A 16,319-nucleotide genomic window follows, 5' to 3' on the forward strand; every position below is an offset into this window, starting at 1 on the left:
GTCGATGGGTCATCATTGGGGGGTGAGCCCAGCCGACGACGACGCACCACCGCAGACCCCCACGGTCACGACCACACCGATCCCCCATGCCCCGCCGGCCGCCACCCTGGTGCCCGACGAATCCGCCGATCTACCCGAAGACCGCTACCTCAACCGGGAATTGAGCTGGCTGGACTTCAATTCCCGTGTGCTCGCGCTGGCCGAAGACACCTCGCTGCCGCTTCTGGATCGCGCGAAGTTCCTCGCGATCTTCGCTTCCAACCTCGACGAGTTCTTCATGGTTCGGGTGGCCGGGCTCAAGCGGCGTGACGAGACCGGCCTGTCCGTCCGGTCCGCGGACGGGCTCTCGCCGCGAGAGCAACTCATGCGGATCGCCGGCCGCGCCCAGACCATCGCCGACCGCCACGCCCGGGTGTTCCTGGATTCGGTCCGACCGGCGTTGGCCGACAACGACATCTACGTGGTGTCCTGGTCCGACCTGACCGCCGAGCAGCAGGCGCGGATGACGGACTACTTCCAGGACGAGGTGTTCCCCGTCCTGACGCCTCTGGCCGTCGACCCCGCTCACCCGTTCCCGTACATCAGCGGGCTGTCGCTGAACCTCGCCGTGACCGTCCGCGACGTCAACGAGAGTGGCGAGCATTTCGCGCGGGTCAAGGTACCGGACAACGTGAACCGCTTCATCCGGGTCGACCGGTTGTCGCCGTACCGGGGCCCCGCGGACGACAAGGCCGCCAAACGCGCGGTGTACCTACCGATGGAGAGCCTGATCGCGGCCAACCTCGGCAACCTGTTCCCGGGCATGGAAATCGTTGAGCACCATGTTTTCCGGATCACCCGCAACGCCGACTTCGAAGTCGAGGAGGACCGCGACGAGGATCTGCTGCAGGCGTTGGAGCGCGAGCTCGCGCGGCGCCGGTTCGGTTCCCCGGTGCGACTCGAGGTCGCCGACGACATGAGCGAGCACATGCTCGAGTTGTTGCTGCGCGAGCTCGAGGTCGATCCCGCCGACGTCATCCAGGTGCCCGGACTCCTCGATCTGTCTTCGCTTTTCGAGATCTACGCACTCGACCGCCCGCACCTCAAGGACCGCCCGTTCGTCCCCGCCACTCATCCCGCGTTCGGAGAGCGGGAGACGCCCAAGAGCGTCTTCTCGACGTTGCGCGACGGAGACGTGCTCGTCCACCATCCATACGACTCGTTCTCCACCAGCGTGCAGCGGTTCATCGAGCAGGCCGCGGCCGACCCCCAGGTCCTCGCCATCAAGCAGACGCTGTACCGGACCTCCGGCGACTCCCCGATCGTGAACGCGCTCATCGACGCAGCCGAGGCCGGCAAACAGGTCGTCGCGCTCGTCGAGATCAAGGCACGGTTCGACGAGCAGGCGAACATCAAGTGGGCCCGCAAACTCGAGCAGGCCGGCGTCCACGTCGTCTACGGCCTCGTGGGACTCAAGACCCACTGCAAGACCTGTCTCGTGGTGCGGCGTGAGGGCTCGACGATCAAGCGGTACTGCCACATCGGCACCGGAAACTACAACCCGAAGACGGCGCGGCTCTACGAGGACGTGGGCCTGCTGACCGCCGCACCCGACATCGGCGCCGACCTCACCGACCTGTTCAACACCTTGACCGGCTACTCACGCAAACAGGAGTACCGCAACATTCTCGTTGCGCCGCACGGTATCCGGGCCGGGATCATCAAGCGGATCCAGCGTGAGATCGAGCTCTTCCGGGAGGGTGACACACGCGCACGGATCCAGCTCAAGGCGAATGCACTCGTCGACGAGCAGGTGATCGATGCGCTCTATCGGGCCTCCCAGAGCGGGGTGCCCGTCGATGTCGTCGTCCGGGGTATCAGCGCCCTGCGGCCCGGGGTCGAGGGGTACAGCGACAACATCCACGTGCGTTCCATCCTGGGCCAGTTCCTCGAGCACTCGCGGATTCTGTACTTCGGTGCGCAGAACCAGTACTGGTTCGGCAGCGCGGACATGATGCACCGCAATCTGGACCGCCGCGTCGAGGTCATGGTGAACGTTCGTGACGAGCGACTGGCCGGCGAACTCGGCGACATCTTCGCCTCGGCGCTCGATCCGCGGACCCGCTGTTGGGTCCTGCATCCCGATGGAAGTTGGGTCGCGTCACCCGCCGAAGGCGAGGAGGTCCGCGACCACCAGCGACAGATGATGCGGCGCAATCGACGTCGGCCGGAGACAAGTTCGTGACCGGCACCGGCCCGTAACCTTCGACCTCTACCATCACCACCGATATGGCGAAGAAGACGAATGAGGTGTGGGCCGCGGGCGGCGTGGTCTGGCGGCCGAAGGGCTCCGGTTCCGCCGGGGCCGACGCTGTCGGGAACGGCGATCTCGAGATCGCGGTCGTCCACCGCCCGAAGTACGACGACTGGACGCTGCCCAAGGGAAAAGCCGAGTCGGGTGAGACGCTCATCGACACCGCGGTGCGCGAGATCGCCGAGGAGACCGGACAACACGTCATCCTCGGCCGGCACCTCGACGACGTCCACTACGACTTGGGCAGTACGCGCAAGCATGTGCGCTACTGGTCGGCCCGGGCGCTCGACGGGGAGTTCGTCGCCGGCAGCGAGGTCGACGAACTGCGTTGGCTCTCGGTCGACAAGGCCCGGGAGACGCTGAGTTACCCGCTCGACCGGGCGATCCTGGAAGAGTTCGTACGACTCCCCGCGGACCTGCATACGTTTCTCCTGGTCCGGCACGCCAAGGCCGGCCGGCGCTCGACGTACAAGGGCGACGACCGGCTGCGGCCGTTGGACAAGCTGGGCCGCGCGCAGGCAGACGCCCTGGCCCCGCTGCTGGTGGCGTTCGGGGCGAGGCGAGTTCACTCGGCTGATCGCGTGCGTTGCGAGCAGACCCTGGAACCGCTACGCGAGCGCCTCGGCGTCGAGTTGCACAGCGAGCCGGATCTGTCGGAGGAGACGTACCGGACGAATCCGGTGGCGGCGCAACGTCGGATACTCCAGCTCGCGACCGACGCGACGTCGACGCCGGCGGTCTGCAGTCAGGGGAAGGTGATCCCGCCCCTCATGGACTGGTGGGCCGACCGGGACGCGATCGCGCTTCCCAAGGCGTCCAATCGCAAGGGAAGCGTGTGGGTTCTGTCGCTCCACGACGGCAGGTTGGTGGCGGCCGATCACATCGCCGGGCCACTCCCCACAGCCTGACGCCGGACAACACCGACGTAGACCCATGGCCCGAACACAGTTCAGCCCCCGGCGGGGGAAGTACGCCGGGGGCTGAACTGTGGTTGTCGACCGCGGTTTCCGCGGTTCAGCGACGAGTGGTCTTCTTTGCCGCGGTCTTCTTTGCGGCGGTCTTCTTGGCCGGAGCCTTCTTCGCGGCCGTGGCCTTCTTGGCCGGCGCGGCCTTCTTGGCCGGAGCCTTCTTCGCGGCGGTCGTGGTCTTCTTGGCCGCGGTGGTCTTGGCCGGAGCCTTCTTGGCCGCCGTGGTCTTCTTGGCCGCGGTGGTCTTGGCCGGAGCCTTCTTGGCCGCCGTGGTCTTCTTGGCCGCGGTGGTGGCCTTCTTGGCTGCGGTCTTCTTTGCCGGGGCAGCCTTCTTGGCAGCCGTGGCGGTGGTTCCGCTGCCGCGCTTCACAGCCGGGCCGGTGGCGGACAGCTTCTGCTTGCCGGCGACGACGGCCTTGAACTGAGCGCCCGGACGGAATGCCGGAACCGATGTCGCGCGGACCTTCACGGTCTCGCCGGTGCGCGGGTTGCGGGCGACGCGCGGTGCGCGCTTCCGCTTCTCGAATACGCCGAAGCCGGTGATCGTCACGCTCTCGCCCTTGTTGACAGCGCGCACGATCGTGTCGACGACGAGCTCGACGGCTTCAGTCGCAGTCTTGCGATCCGCGTCGAGCTTCTTGGTCAGCTCATCAATGAGCTCCGCCTTGTTCATGAGTACCTCCGCAAGCTGATCTGACCGAGTTTCGGCCAGCTACCAACACACGGTAAACGTCGGATGTGAAAACGTCCATCTTCCACGCCAATTAGGATGCCGTGTTGCGAAATCGTATGGCAGCTCACGAGGGTGCCGCCGCGGCGAGATGACCCCGCCGCGGCGACGGGAGATCAGTCCGCGAGGGTCCGCGGCTTGAACGCCGGACGCGTCGACTCGAACGCGGAAATCGCGTCTACCTGGCGCAACGTGAGTCCGATGTCGTCGAGACCCTCCATCAGGCGCCACCGGGTGTAGTCATCAATTGCCAACGGCACCACGAGGTCTCCGGCGGTGACCGTCTTATCGACAAGGCTCACGGTCACTTCGAGTCCCGGATTCTCCTCGAGCCGCTTCCAGAGCAGTTCGACGTCGGACTGCTCGACCTGGGCGGCCACCAGGCCCGCCTTGCCCGAGTTGCCGCGGAAGATGTCGGCGAAGCGGGACGAGATCACCACGCGGAAACCGAAATCGGACAGGGCCCAGACCGCGTGCTCGCGCGAGGAGCCGGTGCCGAAGTCGGGACCGGCGACCAGGACCGACCCGCGGCTCCAGGGCTCGTTGTTGAGGATGAAGTCGGGATCGGTCCGCCAGCCGGCGAACAGACCGTCCTCAAAGCCGGTGCGTGTCACCCGCTTCAGATAGACGGCCGGGATGATCTGGTCGGTGTCGACATTGCTGCGCCGCAGCGGGACGCCGATGCCGGTGTGTTCGGTGAACGGTTCCATCAGGAAAGCCCCTGTTCGAATGATGTGGCTGGGATGTGGTTCGGACCGTGACTCAACCGAGATCGGCGGGCGCCGACAGTGAGTCGAGATCGGCGGGCGCCGACAGGGTGCCGCGCAGCGCGGTGGCCGCGGCCACTCCCGGCGACACGAGGTGGGTTCGACCACCCTTGCCCTGGCGCCCTTCGAAATTCCGGTTCGACGTCGATGCGCATCGCTCACCCGGGGCGAGTTGATCCGGGTTCATGCCGAGACACATCGAGCATCCGGCCTGCCGCCACTCGGCGCCCGCCGCGACGAAGATCTCGCCGAGCCCTTCGTCCTCGGCCTGCGCGCGCACGCGCATCGAGCCGGGGACGATCAGCATCCGCATGCCGTCCGCGACCTTGCGACCCTTGAGGATGCCCGCGACCTCGCGCAGATCCTCGATCCGGCCGTTCGTGCACGAGCCCACGAAGACCGTGTCCACCTTGATGTCACGCAGCGGCGTTCCGGGCTCGAGGCCCATGTACTCCAGCGCCTTCGCCGCGGCGCCGGCCTTGACCTCGTCGCCGTAGTCGGCCGGGTCCGGCACCGCGGCGCCGAGCGGCGCACCCTGGCCCGGGTTGGTTCCCCACGTGACAAAGGGGGTCAGCGTGGTGGCGTCGATGTGCACCTCGGCGTCGAAAGTGGCGTCGGGATCGGTGCGCAGACTGTCCCAATAGGCAACAGCGGCATCCCAATCGGCACCGGCCGGAGCGTGCGGACGACCCTTGAGGAACTCATAGGTGGTCTCGTCGGGCGCGATCATCCCGGCCCGGGCCCCCGCCTCGATCGACATGTTGCACACCGTCATCCGGGCTTCCATGGACAGCTTGCGGATCGCCTCGCCGCGGTACTCCAACACGTAGCCCTGGCCACCGCCGGTGCCGATCTTCGCGATGATCGCGAGGATCAGGTCCTTGCTCGTCACACCCGGCGGCAGCTCGCCGTCGACGTTGATGGCCATCGTCTTGAACGGGCGCAACGACAGTGTCTGGGTGGCGAGGACGTGCTCGACCTCGCTGGTGCCGATTCCCATCGCGATCGCACCGAAGGCACCATGTGTCGACGTGTGACTGTCGCCGCACACCACGGTCATGCCGGGCTGGGTGAGGCCCAGCTGCGGCCCGACGACATGGACGATGCCCTGCTCGGCATCTCCCATGGGATGCAGACGGACGCCGAACTCTTCGCAGTTGCTGCGGAGGGTATCGACCTGGGTGCGCGAGACCGGGTCGGCGATGGGCTTGTCGATGTCCACCGTCGGGACATTGTGATCCTCGGTCGCGATCGTCAGGTCGGGTCGCCGAACCGGACGTCCGGCGAGGCGCAGGCCCTCGAAGGCCTGCGGACTGGTGACCTCGTGCACGAGGTGGAGGTCGATGTAGATCAGGTCGGGATTGGTGTTGCCGGACGCGTCGACGTCACCGGGGACCACGACGTGGTCGCGCCACACCTTCTCGGCGAGAGTTAGCGGCTGGGCTGGGCTGTTGCTCATGGCTGCACTCGTTATCTGTCTCGGGTTCTTCGGACTCTGCACGCGATGTTGGCGAACTGGCTGGCTTTCGAGCGTGCATCTCACTATTTGGACAGCTAGTATCGTCCTATGGGAAAGGATACCGCATCTGCGGTCAGCAGCGGAATCGGTGTGCTCGACAAGTCGGTGGCGGTGCTGCACGCGATCGCCGAGGCCCCGTGCAATCTGTCGGAGCTCTGCGATCGGACCGGACTGCCCCGGGCGACGGCACACCGGCTCGCGGTCGGGCTCGAGACCCACCGCTTCCTCATCAGGGACGTCACCGGACGCTGGCAACCCGGCCCCGTCCTCGGCGAACTCGCCTCCTCGGCACACGATCCCGTCACCGAGTCGGCGCTCATGGTCCTCCCCCGGCTTCGTGACATCACCGGCGAATCGGTCCAGGTCTATCGCCGCGAAGGAGCCGAACGCGTCTGCGTCGCGGCGATGGAACCACCGACCGGCCTGCGGGACACCGTCCCGGTGGGCACCCGCTTCCCGATGAGCGCGGGGTCGGCGGCGAAGGTCCTCCTCGCCTGGGCGGACCCAGCAACCCAGCGGGCGCTCGTGCCGGACAGTGTCTTCAGCGAGCGGGCGCTGCACGAGATCCGCCGCCGCGGGTGGGCGCAGAGCGCCGGTGAACGAGCCGCCGGGGTGGCGAGTGTGTCGGCTCCGGTACGCGACGGCAACGGTGACGTCGTCGCGGCGATATCGGTGTCCGGGCCCATCGACCGGATGGGGCGCCGGCCCGGTGCGCGCTGGGCGGCCGACCTGCTCGCCGCCGCGGACGCGATCCACAAACGTCTTCAGGCCGCTCGTCCCTGAGCCCAGAGCCGTTGCACCCGGAGCCGTTCCGATGCAACGGCCGGTGGGCTAGCGTCAGGGCATGGGAGTCAATCAACGTAGTCAGATCGTCATGTCCGAGGACGAGATCGCGGAGTTCGTCGCGCGCAGCCGGACCGCGACCCTCGCCACCACCGGACCCGACGGGAGCATCCACCTGGTGGCGATGTGGTACGGGATCGTCGACGGCGACATCTGGTTCGAGACGAAATCCAAGTCCCAGAAGGCGGTCAACATCCGCCGCAACAGCCGGTGTTCGGTGATGATCGAGGACGGCGACACCTACGACACCCTCCGAGGCGTCACCTTCGAGGGGGTCGCCGAGATCCTCGACGACCCGGACTCATGTCTGAAGGTGGGCATCAGCGTCTGGGAGCGCTACACCGCGCCCTACACCGAAGAATCGCGGCCGTTCGTGGAGCAGATGATGAACAAGCGCGTCGCCGTGCGGATCAGACCGTCTCGCACACGTTCCTGGGACCACCGCAAGCTCGGCATCCCCGAGATGCCGGCCTCCGGAAGCACCGCCGAATTCCTGTGACCCGACGCCGATGACGGCCGCCGTCCGTGTCTCGATGTGATCATCGCGACACGGACGAGATGGCCTGCCACACAATGAAAAACACCCTCCCCCTGCAGTGCAGAGGGAGGGTGTTTCTCGTAGCCCCGACGGGATTCGAACCCGCGCTACCGCCTTGAGAGGGCGGCGTCCTAGGCCGCTAGACGACGGGGCCATGGGAACTTCCGGCGATCAAGACCTTAGCACGGTCTCGATCTCTTTCTGTCCGCTGGGGTACCAGGACTCGAACCTAGAATGGCGGTACCAGAAACCGCTGTGTTGCCAATTACACCATACCCCATTGGCTTGGTTCTCCTTGCGGAAAACTGCCGAGAAAGAGAGTATCAAAGGGTTGCCGGAAGTCCGCAAACGTGCAGCTCAGAGGCCTTATTTGGCCGCAATCTCCCGAGCCGAGGACAGGCGCGCGAGCGTCTTGTCGCGACCCAGGATCTCCATCGACTCGAACAGCGGAGGACTGACCTGGGAGCCGGTCACGGCCACCCGCACCGGACCGAACGCCTTGCGCGGTTTGAGCCCGAGATCGTCCACCAGCGCGGCGTTCAGCGCATCCTGCAGCGCAGCCGTCGTGAAGGAATCCAGCGACTCGATCGCGGCGATGGTGGCGTCCAGAACCGCCACGGCGTCGGCGCCCAGGTTCTTGCTCGCGGCCTTCTCGTCGATCGTGAACTCGGCGTCCGAGACGTAGACGAACGAGATGAGATCCCAGGCATCCCCCAGGACCTGGATACGCGTCTGCACCAGCTCGGCCAGAGCTGCGAAGGTCTCGCCATCGGCGGTCTCGGTGAGCTTGCCCTGCGCGACGAGGTACGACTTGAGCCGAGCGGTGAAGTCACCGAGGTCCAGCCGGCGGATGTGCTCGGCATTGATGGCGTCGGCCTTCTTCTGGTCGAATCGCGCAGGGTTGGAATTGACCTGTCGCACATCGAAAGCCGTGATCATCTCGTCCAGGCTGAAGACATCGACATCACTCTTGTAGCCCCAGCCGAGCAGCGCGAGGTAGTTGAGCAGACCCTCCGGGATGAATCCGCGATCCCGATGATGGAAGAGATTCGACTGCGGGTCGCGCTTGGAGAGCTTCTTGTTGCCCTCCCCCATCACGAACGGAAGGTGGCCGAAGGCCGGGACCGCGTCGGCTACGCCGATGCGGATCAGCGCGTCGTAGAGCGCCAGCTGACGCGGGGTGGAGGAGAAGAGGTCCTCCCCGCGCAGGACGTGGGTGATCTTCATCATGGCGTCGTCGACCGGATTGACCAAGGTGTAGAGCGGATCGCCCGAGGCGCGCGTGAGGGCGAAATCCGGCACGGTACCCGCCTTGATCGTCGTGGTTCCGCGCACGAGATCGTCCCACGAGATGTCGGTGTCCGGCATACGAAGGCGGACAACGGGTTTGCGCCCTTCGTCCACATACGCCGCGCGCTGCTCGGCGGTCAGGTCACGGTCGAAGTTGTCGTAACCCAGCTTCGGGTCACGGCCGGCGGCGCGGTGACGGGCCTCGACCTCCTCGGGGGTGGAGAAGGCCTCGTAGGCCTCGCCCGCCGCGAGCAACCGCGCGACGACTTCGGCATGGAGGTCTCGACGCTCGGACTGCCGGTAGGGTCCGTACGGGCCGCCGACCTCGGGCCCCTCGTCCCAGTCGAGCCCGAGCCACCGGAGCGCGTCGAGGATGGCCGCGTAGGACTCCTCGCTGTCGCGCGCGGCATCGGTGTCCTCGATGCGGAAGACGAAGGTGCCCCCGTCGTGGCGGGCCTGGACGAAGTTGAAGAGCGCGGTTCGCACGAGCCCCACGTGCGGCGTCCCCGTCGGAGACGGACAGAATCGGACGCGCACACCCTCAGTACTGGTCATGGGCTCAGGGTATCGAAGCGGTGCTGCGCTCCCGACACGCCCGCCGTCAGGCCCGGTGCCGCTCGCAGAACTCGACGAGGACCCGATTCACCTCGGCCGGCTGTTCGAGATAGCCGAAATGCCCGGCCCGTTCGATCTCGACGTACTGCGCGCCCGGAATGGCCTCGGCCACTTCGCGCGCCAGCTTCGCCGGCAACGTCCGATCGTCGGCGAAACCGACGACCAGCGCCGGCCGGTCGATTCCGCGGTAGGCGGCGAGGCGGTCGGACTCCTTGTTGTGCAGTTCGAGCTGCGCGCGGACCCCCGGGGTGATCGTCTGCGGTGAGAACCCGATGATGTCGAGCCAGTCACGCGCCGTGCGGTCGTCGTCGAGCGTGTGCGGCGACAGGTTCAGATGGGCGGTGATGGCGGCCTCGTACTCCGGCGGCAGCTTTATCTTGTTGTCGTACAGCGCGCGCTCGCCGGCCGAGATCGCCTCCTGCAGTGGGGTGTTGCGGCCATACGTCGCGACCATCACCGCAGCTTTCACCACATCTGGCCGCGCCAGCGCCAACTCCTGGGTGATCCGGGCGCCCAGCGAGGTGCCGATCACGATCGCCGGGCCTCGTCCGAGATGCTCGATCAGCGCAGCCGTGTCGGCGACCATGTCATCGAGCGTGAAGCCCTCGGCACACTCCGAAGACGGCGCCACACCACGGTTGTCGAAGGTCACCACGGTGAATCCGGCCTTCACCAGAGCCGGTTCCTGGTGGGCCTTCCACACCCGTCCGGGACTGCCGGTCCCCATCACCATGACGACCAGCGGGCCGGAACCGGCCACGCTGTAGGAGATGTCGATGCCGTTGACTCGAGCCGTGCTGGGAGCTGTCACTTGTCCACCACCGGGTTGGAGAGCGTACCGATACCTTCGACGGTCACCGAGACGCGCTGGCCGGCGACCATGGGGCCCACGCCTTCCGGGGTGCCCGTGAGGATCACGTCGCCCGGCAGCAGGGTCATGACGCGCGAGATCCACTCGACGATCTCGCCGACGTCGTGGAGCATCAGCGACGTGCGGGTCCGCTGCTTGACCTCGCCATCGAGTTCCGTCACGAGCTCGACGTCGGACGGGTCGAATGCGGTATCGATCCATGGACCGAGCGGACAGAAGGTGTCGTAACCCTTCCCGCGGGTCCACTGCCCGTCGGCCTGCTGGTGATCGCGGGCGGTCACGTCGTTGGCGACCGTGTAACCGAGGATCACGTCTTTGGCCTGTGCCGCCTTCACGTCCTTGCACGCCCGTCCGATGACGATCGCGAGTTCGCCTTCGTAGTCCACACGTTCCGACGACGGTGGGCGCACGATGGGCAGCTCGGGACCGATGATCGACGTGTTCGGCTTGAGGAAGATCACCGGGTCGGCGGGCGCTTCACCACCCATCTCCGCGGCGTGCGCGGCGTAGTTCTTGCCGATGCAGATCACCTTGCTGGCCAGGATCGGGGCCAGGACCCGCACATCTGCCGCCTTCCACGAGCGACCGGTGAACGTCGGCGTGCCGAAGGGGTGCTCGGCGATCTCCTTCATGACGGCATCGCCACCGTCGCCCTCGACGGACACGAATGCCACGCCGTCAGGACTCGCAATTCGACCTAAGCGCATGTCCAGACCCTATCGCACCGCCGATCCCAGACGTTGGGAGCCGAGTTGGCCGACCGAGGCGGTAGTTCTACAATGTGGGCATATTATTTCACATATTGAGATTGATGAGTGGCGACCTTCGCCCGAGCAGACAGCGAGGTGAGTGACACATGACCGATGTCGACGACATCACCACTGCCAGAAGGTGGATCATCCTCGGCTGTTCGCTCCTCGCCGCACTCACCACGACGTGCGTGGTCAGCGGTGTGGCCTATCTGATCCCTGCTTTGCACACCGACGCCGGACTCTCGCTGGCCGAGGCCTCGACGCTCGCCGCGATCCCGACCATCGGCTTGATGGCCGCGACGATCCCGTGGGGGATCCTGTTGGACCGCTACGGCGAACGCCGCATCCTGCTGCTGTCGCTGTCCATCTCGCTCAGTGGAGCGATCGCGGCCGCGGTCGCCGCGTCGGCCGATGCGTCGTATCTCGTCGTGGGCGCCGCGCTGCTGGTGGGCGGTCTCGGTTCCGGTGCCGCGAACGGGGCCAGCGGCCGGATCGTCGTCGGCTGGTTTCCCGCCCATCAGCGCGGGACCGCGATGGGCATCCGCCAGATGGCTCAACCGCTGGGCATCGGCGTCTGCGCACTCACGATGCCGGTCGTCGCGGCGAGCTCGGGACCTGCTGCCGCGCTAGCGATCCCCGCCGTGGTGACCGCCGCGGGACTCGTCGCTGTGATCGTCGGCATCACCGACCCGCCGCGCCGCACGGCTCCCACCACAGAGGCCGTCGACAATCCTGTGCAGCCCGCGAACCCCTACCGCGGCAACTCTTTCCTCGCGCGCATCCACATCGTCAGCATGCTGCTCGTCATCCCGCAGTCGATGCTGTGGACGTTCGTGCCCACCTGGCTGATCGTCGCCCACGGATGGTCGCCGGCCGGCGCCGGCATCTTGATCACGGTCACCCAGGTCGTGGGTGCGCTGGGACGGATAGTCGCCGGACGATGGTCGGATGCGTGGATGTCGCGGATGCGACCCGTCCGGGTGATCGCGGTCGCCGGTGTCGCCGCGATGTTCGCGCTCGCGATCGCCGACTGGTTCGACAGCCCACTGGCACCCGCACTCATGGCGGTCGCGAGCATCATCTCGGTCGCCGACAACGGTCTGGCGTTCACCGCCATCGCCGAATACGTCGGCCCGGAATGGAGCGGTCGCGGCCTGGCCGTGCAGAACACCGGACAGTATCTGGTGACCGCTGCGACCACACCGCTTCTCGGAGCACTGATCGCCGCGGTCGGCTTCCCACTCGCGTTCGCCGCGACCGCCCTCGCACCGCTCGTCGCCACACCGCTGGTCCCCCGCGACCGGACTCGGGAGCCCGACGAACTGGTGGACGCGTAAACCCGCCACTCACGGACAGAGCCCGCCACCGATCCGGTGGCGGGCTCGTCCGTCCATGGCGGGTGTGCTTGCCGCGAGGGAGTCGTGGGTCGCGGGGGAACTACAGCCGCTCGCGGATGCGCGTCCCGATCTCCGAGGTGCTGAACGTGCCACTGCGGTCGGCGAGGTCGTCGGCGACGGCCTTCTCGATCCGCGCGGCGGCGTCGTCCTCACCGAGATGCCGGAGCAGGAGGGCGACCGACAGGATCGCGGCCGTCGGATCGGCCTTGCCCTGACCGGCGATGTCGGGAGCCGACCCGTGGACGGGCTCGAACATCGACGGGTTGGCACCGGTGGCGTCGATGTTGCCCGAGGCGGCCAGTCCGATACCGCCGCTCACCGCGGCCGCGATGTCGGTGATGATGTCGCCGAACAGGTTGTCGGTGACGATGACGTCGAAGCGGCCGGGATCGGTGACCAGGTAGATGGTCGCGGCGTCCACATGGCAGTAGTCGGTCGTGACGTCGGGGAACTCGGCGCCGACCTCGTCGACCGCACGGCTCCACATGGACCCGGCGAACGTGAGGACGTTGGTCTTGTGCACCAGCGTGAGCTTCTTACGACGCTGCTGCGCGCGCTGAAAGGCATTACGCACCACGCGCTCCACGCCGAAACGCGTGTTGACGCTCACCTCGGTGGCGACCTCGTTCGGGGTACCGACCCGAATCGCACCGCCGTTGCCGGTGTAGGGCCCCTCGGTGCCCTCTCGAACCACCACGAAGTCGATGTCGGGGTCACCGGCGAGCGGCGAGGAGACACCGGGGAACCGGCGCGACGGCCGTAGGTTGACGTGATGATCGAGGGCGAACCGCATGGTGAGGAGGAGGCCGCGTTCGAGCACACCCGAGGGCACCGACGGATCGCCGATCGCGCCCAGCAGGATGGCGTCGTGACGACGGAGCGACTCGAGGTCGTCCTCGGTCAGCAACTCGCCGTTGCGGTGGTAACGACGCGCGCCCAGGTCGAATTCGGTGGTGCTCACCGCCGGTACGACCGACTCGAGCACCCCCAGTGCCTCGGTGATGACCTCGGGACCGATGCCGTCACCGGCAATGACTGCGAGCTTCATGAGAGGTCGACCTGTTCGATCAGGGTCGCGCTGACCGCGTCACCGATCGCGGCGACGACGTCGTCGTCGAGAACGCTGCTCACGCGGAGCATCATCGTGGCCCCGCCGCCCTCGGCGTCCTGGGACAGACCGGCGGCCAGGATGTCGACACCCGCATTGCCGAGCAGGGTGCCGATCTTGCCCAGCGAACCCGGCTGATCGTCGTAGCTGACGATCAGGTTGTGGCCCTCGGCGCGGAGGTCGAAGTTACGGCCGTTGATGTTGACGATCTTCTCCACCAGCCGCGGACCCGAGAGGGTGCCCGACACGTTGTGGGTGGAACCGTCGGCGAAGACGGCCTTCACGTCGACCACGCTGCGGTGGTTGGGGCTCTCCGATGCGGTCGTGACCTCGCTGGTCACGCCGCGTCCCTCGGCGACCGCCGGGGCGTTGACGAAGGTGACCGGCTCGTCGAGCACCGCCGAGAACAGACCGCGCAGAGCCGAGAGGCCGAGGACGTCGACGTTGTTGGCGGCGAGTTCGCCACGTACGTCCACGACGAGCGAGGTCGGCGGCTCGTTGCTGATCGCGCCGACGAGAACGCCGGCCTTGCGGGCGACCTCGAGCCACGGTGCGACCTCTTCGTCGACGGCGCCACCGGTGATGTTGACCGCGTCGGGGACGAAGTGTCCGGCCAACGCCAGCCGCACGCTTTTGGCGACGTCGGTGCCGGCCCGGTCCTGAGCCTCGCTGGTCGAGGCACCGAGGTGCGGGGTCACGACGACCTGCGGGAGCTCGAACAGCGGCGAGTCGGTGCAGGGCTCGGTGGCGAAGACGTCGAGTCCCGCGGCCCGGACCTGACCGGAGGTGATCGCGTCGGCGAGGGCCTGCTCGTCGATGAGACCACCACGGGCGGCGTTGACGATGACCACGCCCTTCTTGGTCCGCGCGAGCTGCTCGGCGCCGATCAGACCCAGGGTCTCGGGCGTCTTCGGCAGGTGGACGGTGATGAAGTCGGCGCGCTCGAGCAATTCGTCGAGGCTGACCAGCTCGATCCCCAGCTGGGCCGCGCGGGCCGGCGACACATAGGGGTCGTAGGCGATGATGTGGGTCTCGAACGCGGCCAGCCGGGCGGCCACGAGCTGACCGATGCGGCCGAGGCCGACGACACCGACGGTCTTGTCGAAGATCTCGACACCGTTGAACGACGAACGCTTCCAGGTCTTCTCACGCAGGGTGGCGTCGGCGGCCGGGATCTGACGCGAGGCCGACATCAGCAGTGCGACAGCGTGTTCGGCCGCCGTGTGGATGTTGGAGGTCGGGGCGTTGACGACCATGACGCCGCGCTCGGTCGCCGCGGGGACGTCCACATTGTCCAGGCCGACACCGGCGCGGGCGATGATCTTCAGCTTCTTGCCCGCGTCGAGGACCTCGGCGTCCACGGTCGTCGCCGAGCGGACCAGGATGGCGTCGGCGTCGACGACCGCCTCGAGCAACTTGGGACGATCCGGACCGTCGACCCATCGCACCTCGACACCGTCACCGAGTGCTTCCACGGTGGACGGCGCCAGCTTGTCGGCGATGAGTACAACCGGGCGGCCAGCAGAGCTCACAGTCATTTCTCCAGGTTCGGGAGTGCGGTTTCACGATCGGCGGTGCGGAGTGTCGGTGACGACTCCGTACGACAGCTTAAAGGTGTGGTAGGTGCCGCCGAGCATGCGGTGTACCCCGAAACCGGAGACCTGTCCCTCGGCATGGGTAGAGTGTGACGCACATTACGGCTACCTTGCTGGGAGCATCACGGAAGTGTTGCAAACCGACCGCGGGTCGATCCCACGCAGACGTGAGCACCCGGGGGGACCGGTACGGTGTGCTTGCCGCCGGTTGCGAAGTCCCGACCGGTGGCCCGATGCCTGTGACCGAGAACCGGTTGGACACGAGAAGTGGAGTGCGGATGACGAAGAAGCTGACAGTGCTGTTGGCGGTTTTGGCTGCGACGGTGCTGGCCGGCTGGGGAGGGGGCGTCGCGGTCGCCGCACCGGCGAAGATCTTCATGGGGGGCGGCTCCGGCATCCTGGTCCTCAAGGGTGGCAACTCGGCGGCAGCCTGCACGCTGACGACCATCGGTCGCTCGAAGACGAACAAGCTCATCGGCGTCACCGCTGGCCACTGCGGCACCCCCGGCCAGAAGGTCTACTCCGAGACCTTCCAGGATCGCGGCCAGGCCGGCACCATCACCTACACCGCGCCCGATCTCGACATGGCGATCGTCGAATTCGACGCCTCGCGCGTCGTGCCGCTGCGCACCGTCCGCGGGGTCACCATCCGCTCGGTCGACCCGAAGCCCCTTGCCTTCCCGACCATCGCCTGCAAGGAAGGCCGGACCACCGGCAACACCTGCGGTATCGCCTGGTTCTCCGACGGTGATGTCCACGTGAGCCAGATGTGCGTGATCGAAGGTGACTCCGGCAGCCCCGTGGTCGTGGGCGATCGCCTCGTGGGGATGGTCAACGCCTACTACTTCCTCGGTTGCCTCGGCCCCGAGACCGGCACCAACATCCAGCCGATCCTCAAGCGGATCGGGTCTCTCGACGCCTACAAGGGATTCCGGGTCGCCTGACGACTGGATTCCCACCCCCACCGACGCCCCGGATGGTTTCCCTCCGGGGCGTCGTCGTGTCCGGGGTCAGCTCAGGCGGTGCGGGAGTC

Annotated in this window: 14 protein-coding genes and 2 tRNA genes; 6 read left to right on the forward strand and 10 right to left on the reverse strand. The window is 67.0% G+C overall.

Going from position 1 to position 16,319, the window contains the following annotated elements:
* The first annotated feature begins 22 nt into the window (after positions 1-22).
* Both BCM27_RS16540 and BCM27_RS16545 read left to right on the forward strand, forming a co-directional pair.
* Entirely contained in the window at positions 23-2,224 is a 2,202-nt protein-coding gene (locus tag BCM27_RS16540; RefSeq protein WP_033203969.1) for an RNA degradosome polyphosphate kinase, read from the forward strand.
* 44 nt (positions 2,225-2,268) lie between these two features.
* Positions 2,269-3,201, forward strand: coding sequence for an NUDIX hydrolase (locus tag BCM27_RS16545; RefSeq protein ID WP_033203970.1), 933 nt, complete (start codon positions 2,269-2,271; stop codon positions 3,199-3,201).
* 106 nt (positions 3,202-3,307) lie between these two features.
* Here BCM27_RS16545 and BCM27_RS16550 read toward each other — a convergent pair whose 3' ends face one another.
* The 3 genes from BCM27_RS16550 to leuC form a co-directional block, all read right to left on the reverse strand.
* Positions 3,308-3,934 (reverse strand): HU family DNA-binding protein, encoded by a 627-nt coding sequence (locus tag BCM27_RS16550; protein ID WP_004023103.1) that lies wholly within the window; start codon positions 3,932-3,934, stop codon positions 3,308-3,310.
* A 173-nt stretch (positions 3,935-4,107) separates the two neighbouring features.
* Positions 4,108-4,701: a 3-isopropylmalate dehydratase small subunit gene (gene leuD / locus BCM27_RS16555; protein ID WP_004023104.1), complete on the reverse strand. Its 594-nt coding sequence runs from the start codon at positions 4,699-4,701 to the stop codon at positions 4,108-4,110.
* Between the two features lie 52 nt (positions 4,702-4,753).
* Positions 4,754-6,217 (reverse strand): 3-isopropylmalate dehydratase large subunit, encoded by a 1,464-nt coding sequence (gene leuC / locus BCM27_RS16560; RefSeq protein ID WP_004023105.1) that lies wholly within the window; start codon positions 6,215-6,217, stop codon positions 4,754-4,756.
* A gap of 108 nt (positions 6,218-6,325) precedes the next feature.
* On the opposite strand from leuC, the gene BCM27_RS16565 reads away from it, so the two are divergent.
* Both BCM27_RS16565 and BCM27_RS16570 read left to right on the forward strand, forming a co-directional pair.
* The gene (locus BCM27_RS16565) at positions 6,326-7,060 is read left to right on the forward strand and encodes an IclR family transcriptional regulator (protein ID WP_004023106.1); all 735 of its coding nucleotides are present in this window, start codon (positions 6,326-6,328) and stop codon (positions 7,058-7,060) included.
* Positions 7,061-7,121: 61 nt separating this feature from the next.
* Positions 7,122-7,619, forward strand: coding sequence for a PPOX class F420-dependent oxidoreductase (locus tag BCM27_RS16570; protein ID WP_004023107.1), 498 nt, complete (start codon positions 7,122-7,124; stop codon positions 7,617-7,619).
* Positions 7,620-7,739: 120 nt separating this feature from the next.
* On the opposite strand, the gene BCM27_RS16575 is transcribed toward BCM27_RS16570, so the two are convergent.
* The 5 genes from BCM27_RS16575 to BCM27_RS16595 form a co-directional block, all read right to left on the reverse strand.
* Positions 7,740-7,812: transfer RNA gene (locus BCM27_RS16575), tRNA-Glu, on the reverse strand.
* Between the two features lie 54 nt (positions 7,813-7,866).
* Positions 7,867-7,938, reverse strand: a tRNA-Gln gene (locus BCM27_RS16580).
* Positions 7,939-8,024: 86 nt separating this feature from the next.
* Positions 8,025-9,503, reverse strand: coding sequence for a glutamate--tRNA ligase (gltX, locus tag BCM27_RS16585; protein ID WP_051987152.1), 1,479 nt, complete (start codon positions 9,501-9,503; stop codon positions 8,025-8,027).
* Positions 9,504-9,549: 46 nt separating this feature from the next.
* On the reverse strand, positions 9,550-10,374 hold the full coding sequence (locus BCM27_RS16590; protein ID WP_004023109.1) for an alpha/beta fold hydrolase: 825 nt from the start codon (positions 10,372-10,374) through the stop codon (positions 9,550-9,552).
* Positions 10,371-11,141 (reverse strand): fumarylacetoacetate hydrolase family protein, encoded by a 771-nt coding sequence (locus BCM27_RS16595; protein WP_004023110.1) that lies wholly within the window; start codon positions 11,139-11,141, stop codon positions 10,371-10,373. The genes BCM27_RS16590 and BCM27_RS16595 overlap by 4 nt, the downstream gene beginning before the upstream one ends.
* A 149-nt stretch (positions 11,142-11,290) precedes the next feature.
* Here BCM27_RS16595 and BCM27_RS16600 point away from each other — a divergent pair, with 149 nt between their 5' ends.
* Positions 11,291-12,523 carry an MFS transporter gene (locus tag BCM27_RS16600; RefSeq protein WP_004023111.1) on the forward strand — a complete coding sequence of 411 codons (1,233 nt, stop codon included), beginning with the start codon at positions 11,291-11,293 and terminating at the stop codon, positions 12,521-12,523.
* Positions 12,524-12,623: 100 nt separating this feature from the next.
* Here the strand turns inward: BCM27_RS16600 and BCM27_RS16605 are convergent, their stop codons facing one another.
* Together BCM27_RS16605 and serA are read right to left on the reverse strand one after the other, a co-directional pair.
* A complete protein-coding gene (locus tag BCM27_RS16605; protein WP_004023112.1) occupies positions 12,624-13,631 on the reverse strand; it encodes a 3-isopropylmalate dehydrogenase in 1,008 nt (335 codons plus the stop codon).
* Positions 13,628-15,223 carry a phosphoglycerate dehydrogenase gene (gene serA / locus BCM27_RS16610; protein ID WP_004023113.1) on the reverse strand — a complete coding sequence of 532 codons (1,596 nt, stop codon included), beginning with the start codon at positions 15,221-15,223 and terminating at the stop codon, positions 13,628-13,630. The genes BCM27_RS16605 and serA overlap by 4 nt, the downstream gene beginning before the upstream one ends.
* Positions 15,224-15,564: 341 nt before the next feature.
* On the opposite strand from serA, the gene BCM27_RS16615 reads away from it, so the two are divergent.
* A complete protein-coding gene (locus BCM27_RS16615; RefSeq protein ID WP_004023114.1) occupies positions 15,565-16,230 on the forward strand; it encodes a chymotrypsin family serine protease in 666 nt (221 codons plus the stop codon).
* The last annotated feature ends 89 nt before the right edge of the window (positions 16,231-16,319 follow it).

Source organism: Gordonia terrae (genome assembly GCF_001698225.1).
GTDB classification, from domain to species: domain Bacteria; phylum Actinomycetota; class Actinomycetes; order Mycobacteriales; family Mycobacteriaceae; genus Gordonia; species Gordonia terrae.

Bases quoted from the DNA above. Each gene is read 5' to 3' on its own strand.
- BCM27_RS16545 (WP_033203970.1), top strand. From the start codon at position 2,269: ATGGCGAAGAAGACGAATGAGGTGTGGGCCGCGGGCGGCGTGGTCTGG.
- BCM27_RS16550 (WP_004023103.1), bottom strand. From the start codon at position 3,934: ATGAACAAGGCGGAGCTCATTGATGAGCTGACCAAGAAGCTCGACGCG.
- leuD (WP_004023104.1), bottom strand. From the start codon at position 4,701: ATGGAACCGTTCACCGAACACACCGGCATCGGCGTCCCGCTGCGGCGC.
- leuC (WP_004023105.1), bottom strand. From the start codon at position 6,217: ATGAGCAACAGCCCAGCCCAGCCGCTAACTCTCGCCGAGAAGGTGTGG.
- BCM27_RS16565 (WP_004023106.1), top strand. From the start codon at position 6,326: ATGGGAAAGGATACCGCATCTGCGGTCAGCAGCGGAATCGGTGTGCTC.
- BCM27_RS16570 (WP_004023107.1), top strand. From the start codon at position 7,122: ATGGGAGTCAATCAACGTAGTCAGATCGTCATGTCCGAGGACGAGATC.
- gltX (WP_051987152.1), bottom strand. From the start codon at position 9,503: ATGACCAGTACTGAGGGTGTGCGCGTCCGATTCTGTCCGTCTCCGACG.
- BCM27_RS16595 (WP_004023110.1), bottom strand. From the start codon at position 11,141: ATGCGCTTAGGTCGAATTGCGAGTCCTGACGGCGTGGCATTCGTGTCC.
- BCM27_RS16600 (WP_004023111.1), top strand. From the start codon at position 11,291: ATGACCGATGTCGACGACATCACCACTGCCAGAAGGTGGATCATCCTC.
- BCM27_RS16605 (WP_004023112.1), bottom strand. From the start codon at position 13,631: ATGAAGCTCGCAGTCATTGCCGGTGACGGCATCGGTCCCGAGGTCATC.
- BCM27_RS16615 (WP_004023114.1), top strand. From the start codon at position 15,565: ATGACGAAGAAGCTGACAGTGCTGTTGGCGGTTTTGGCTGCGACGGTG.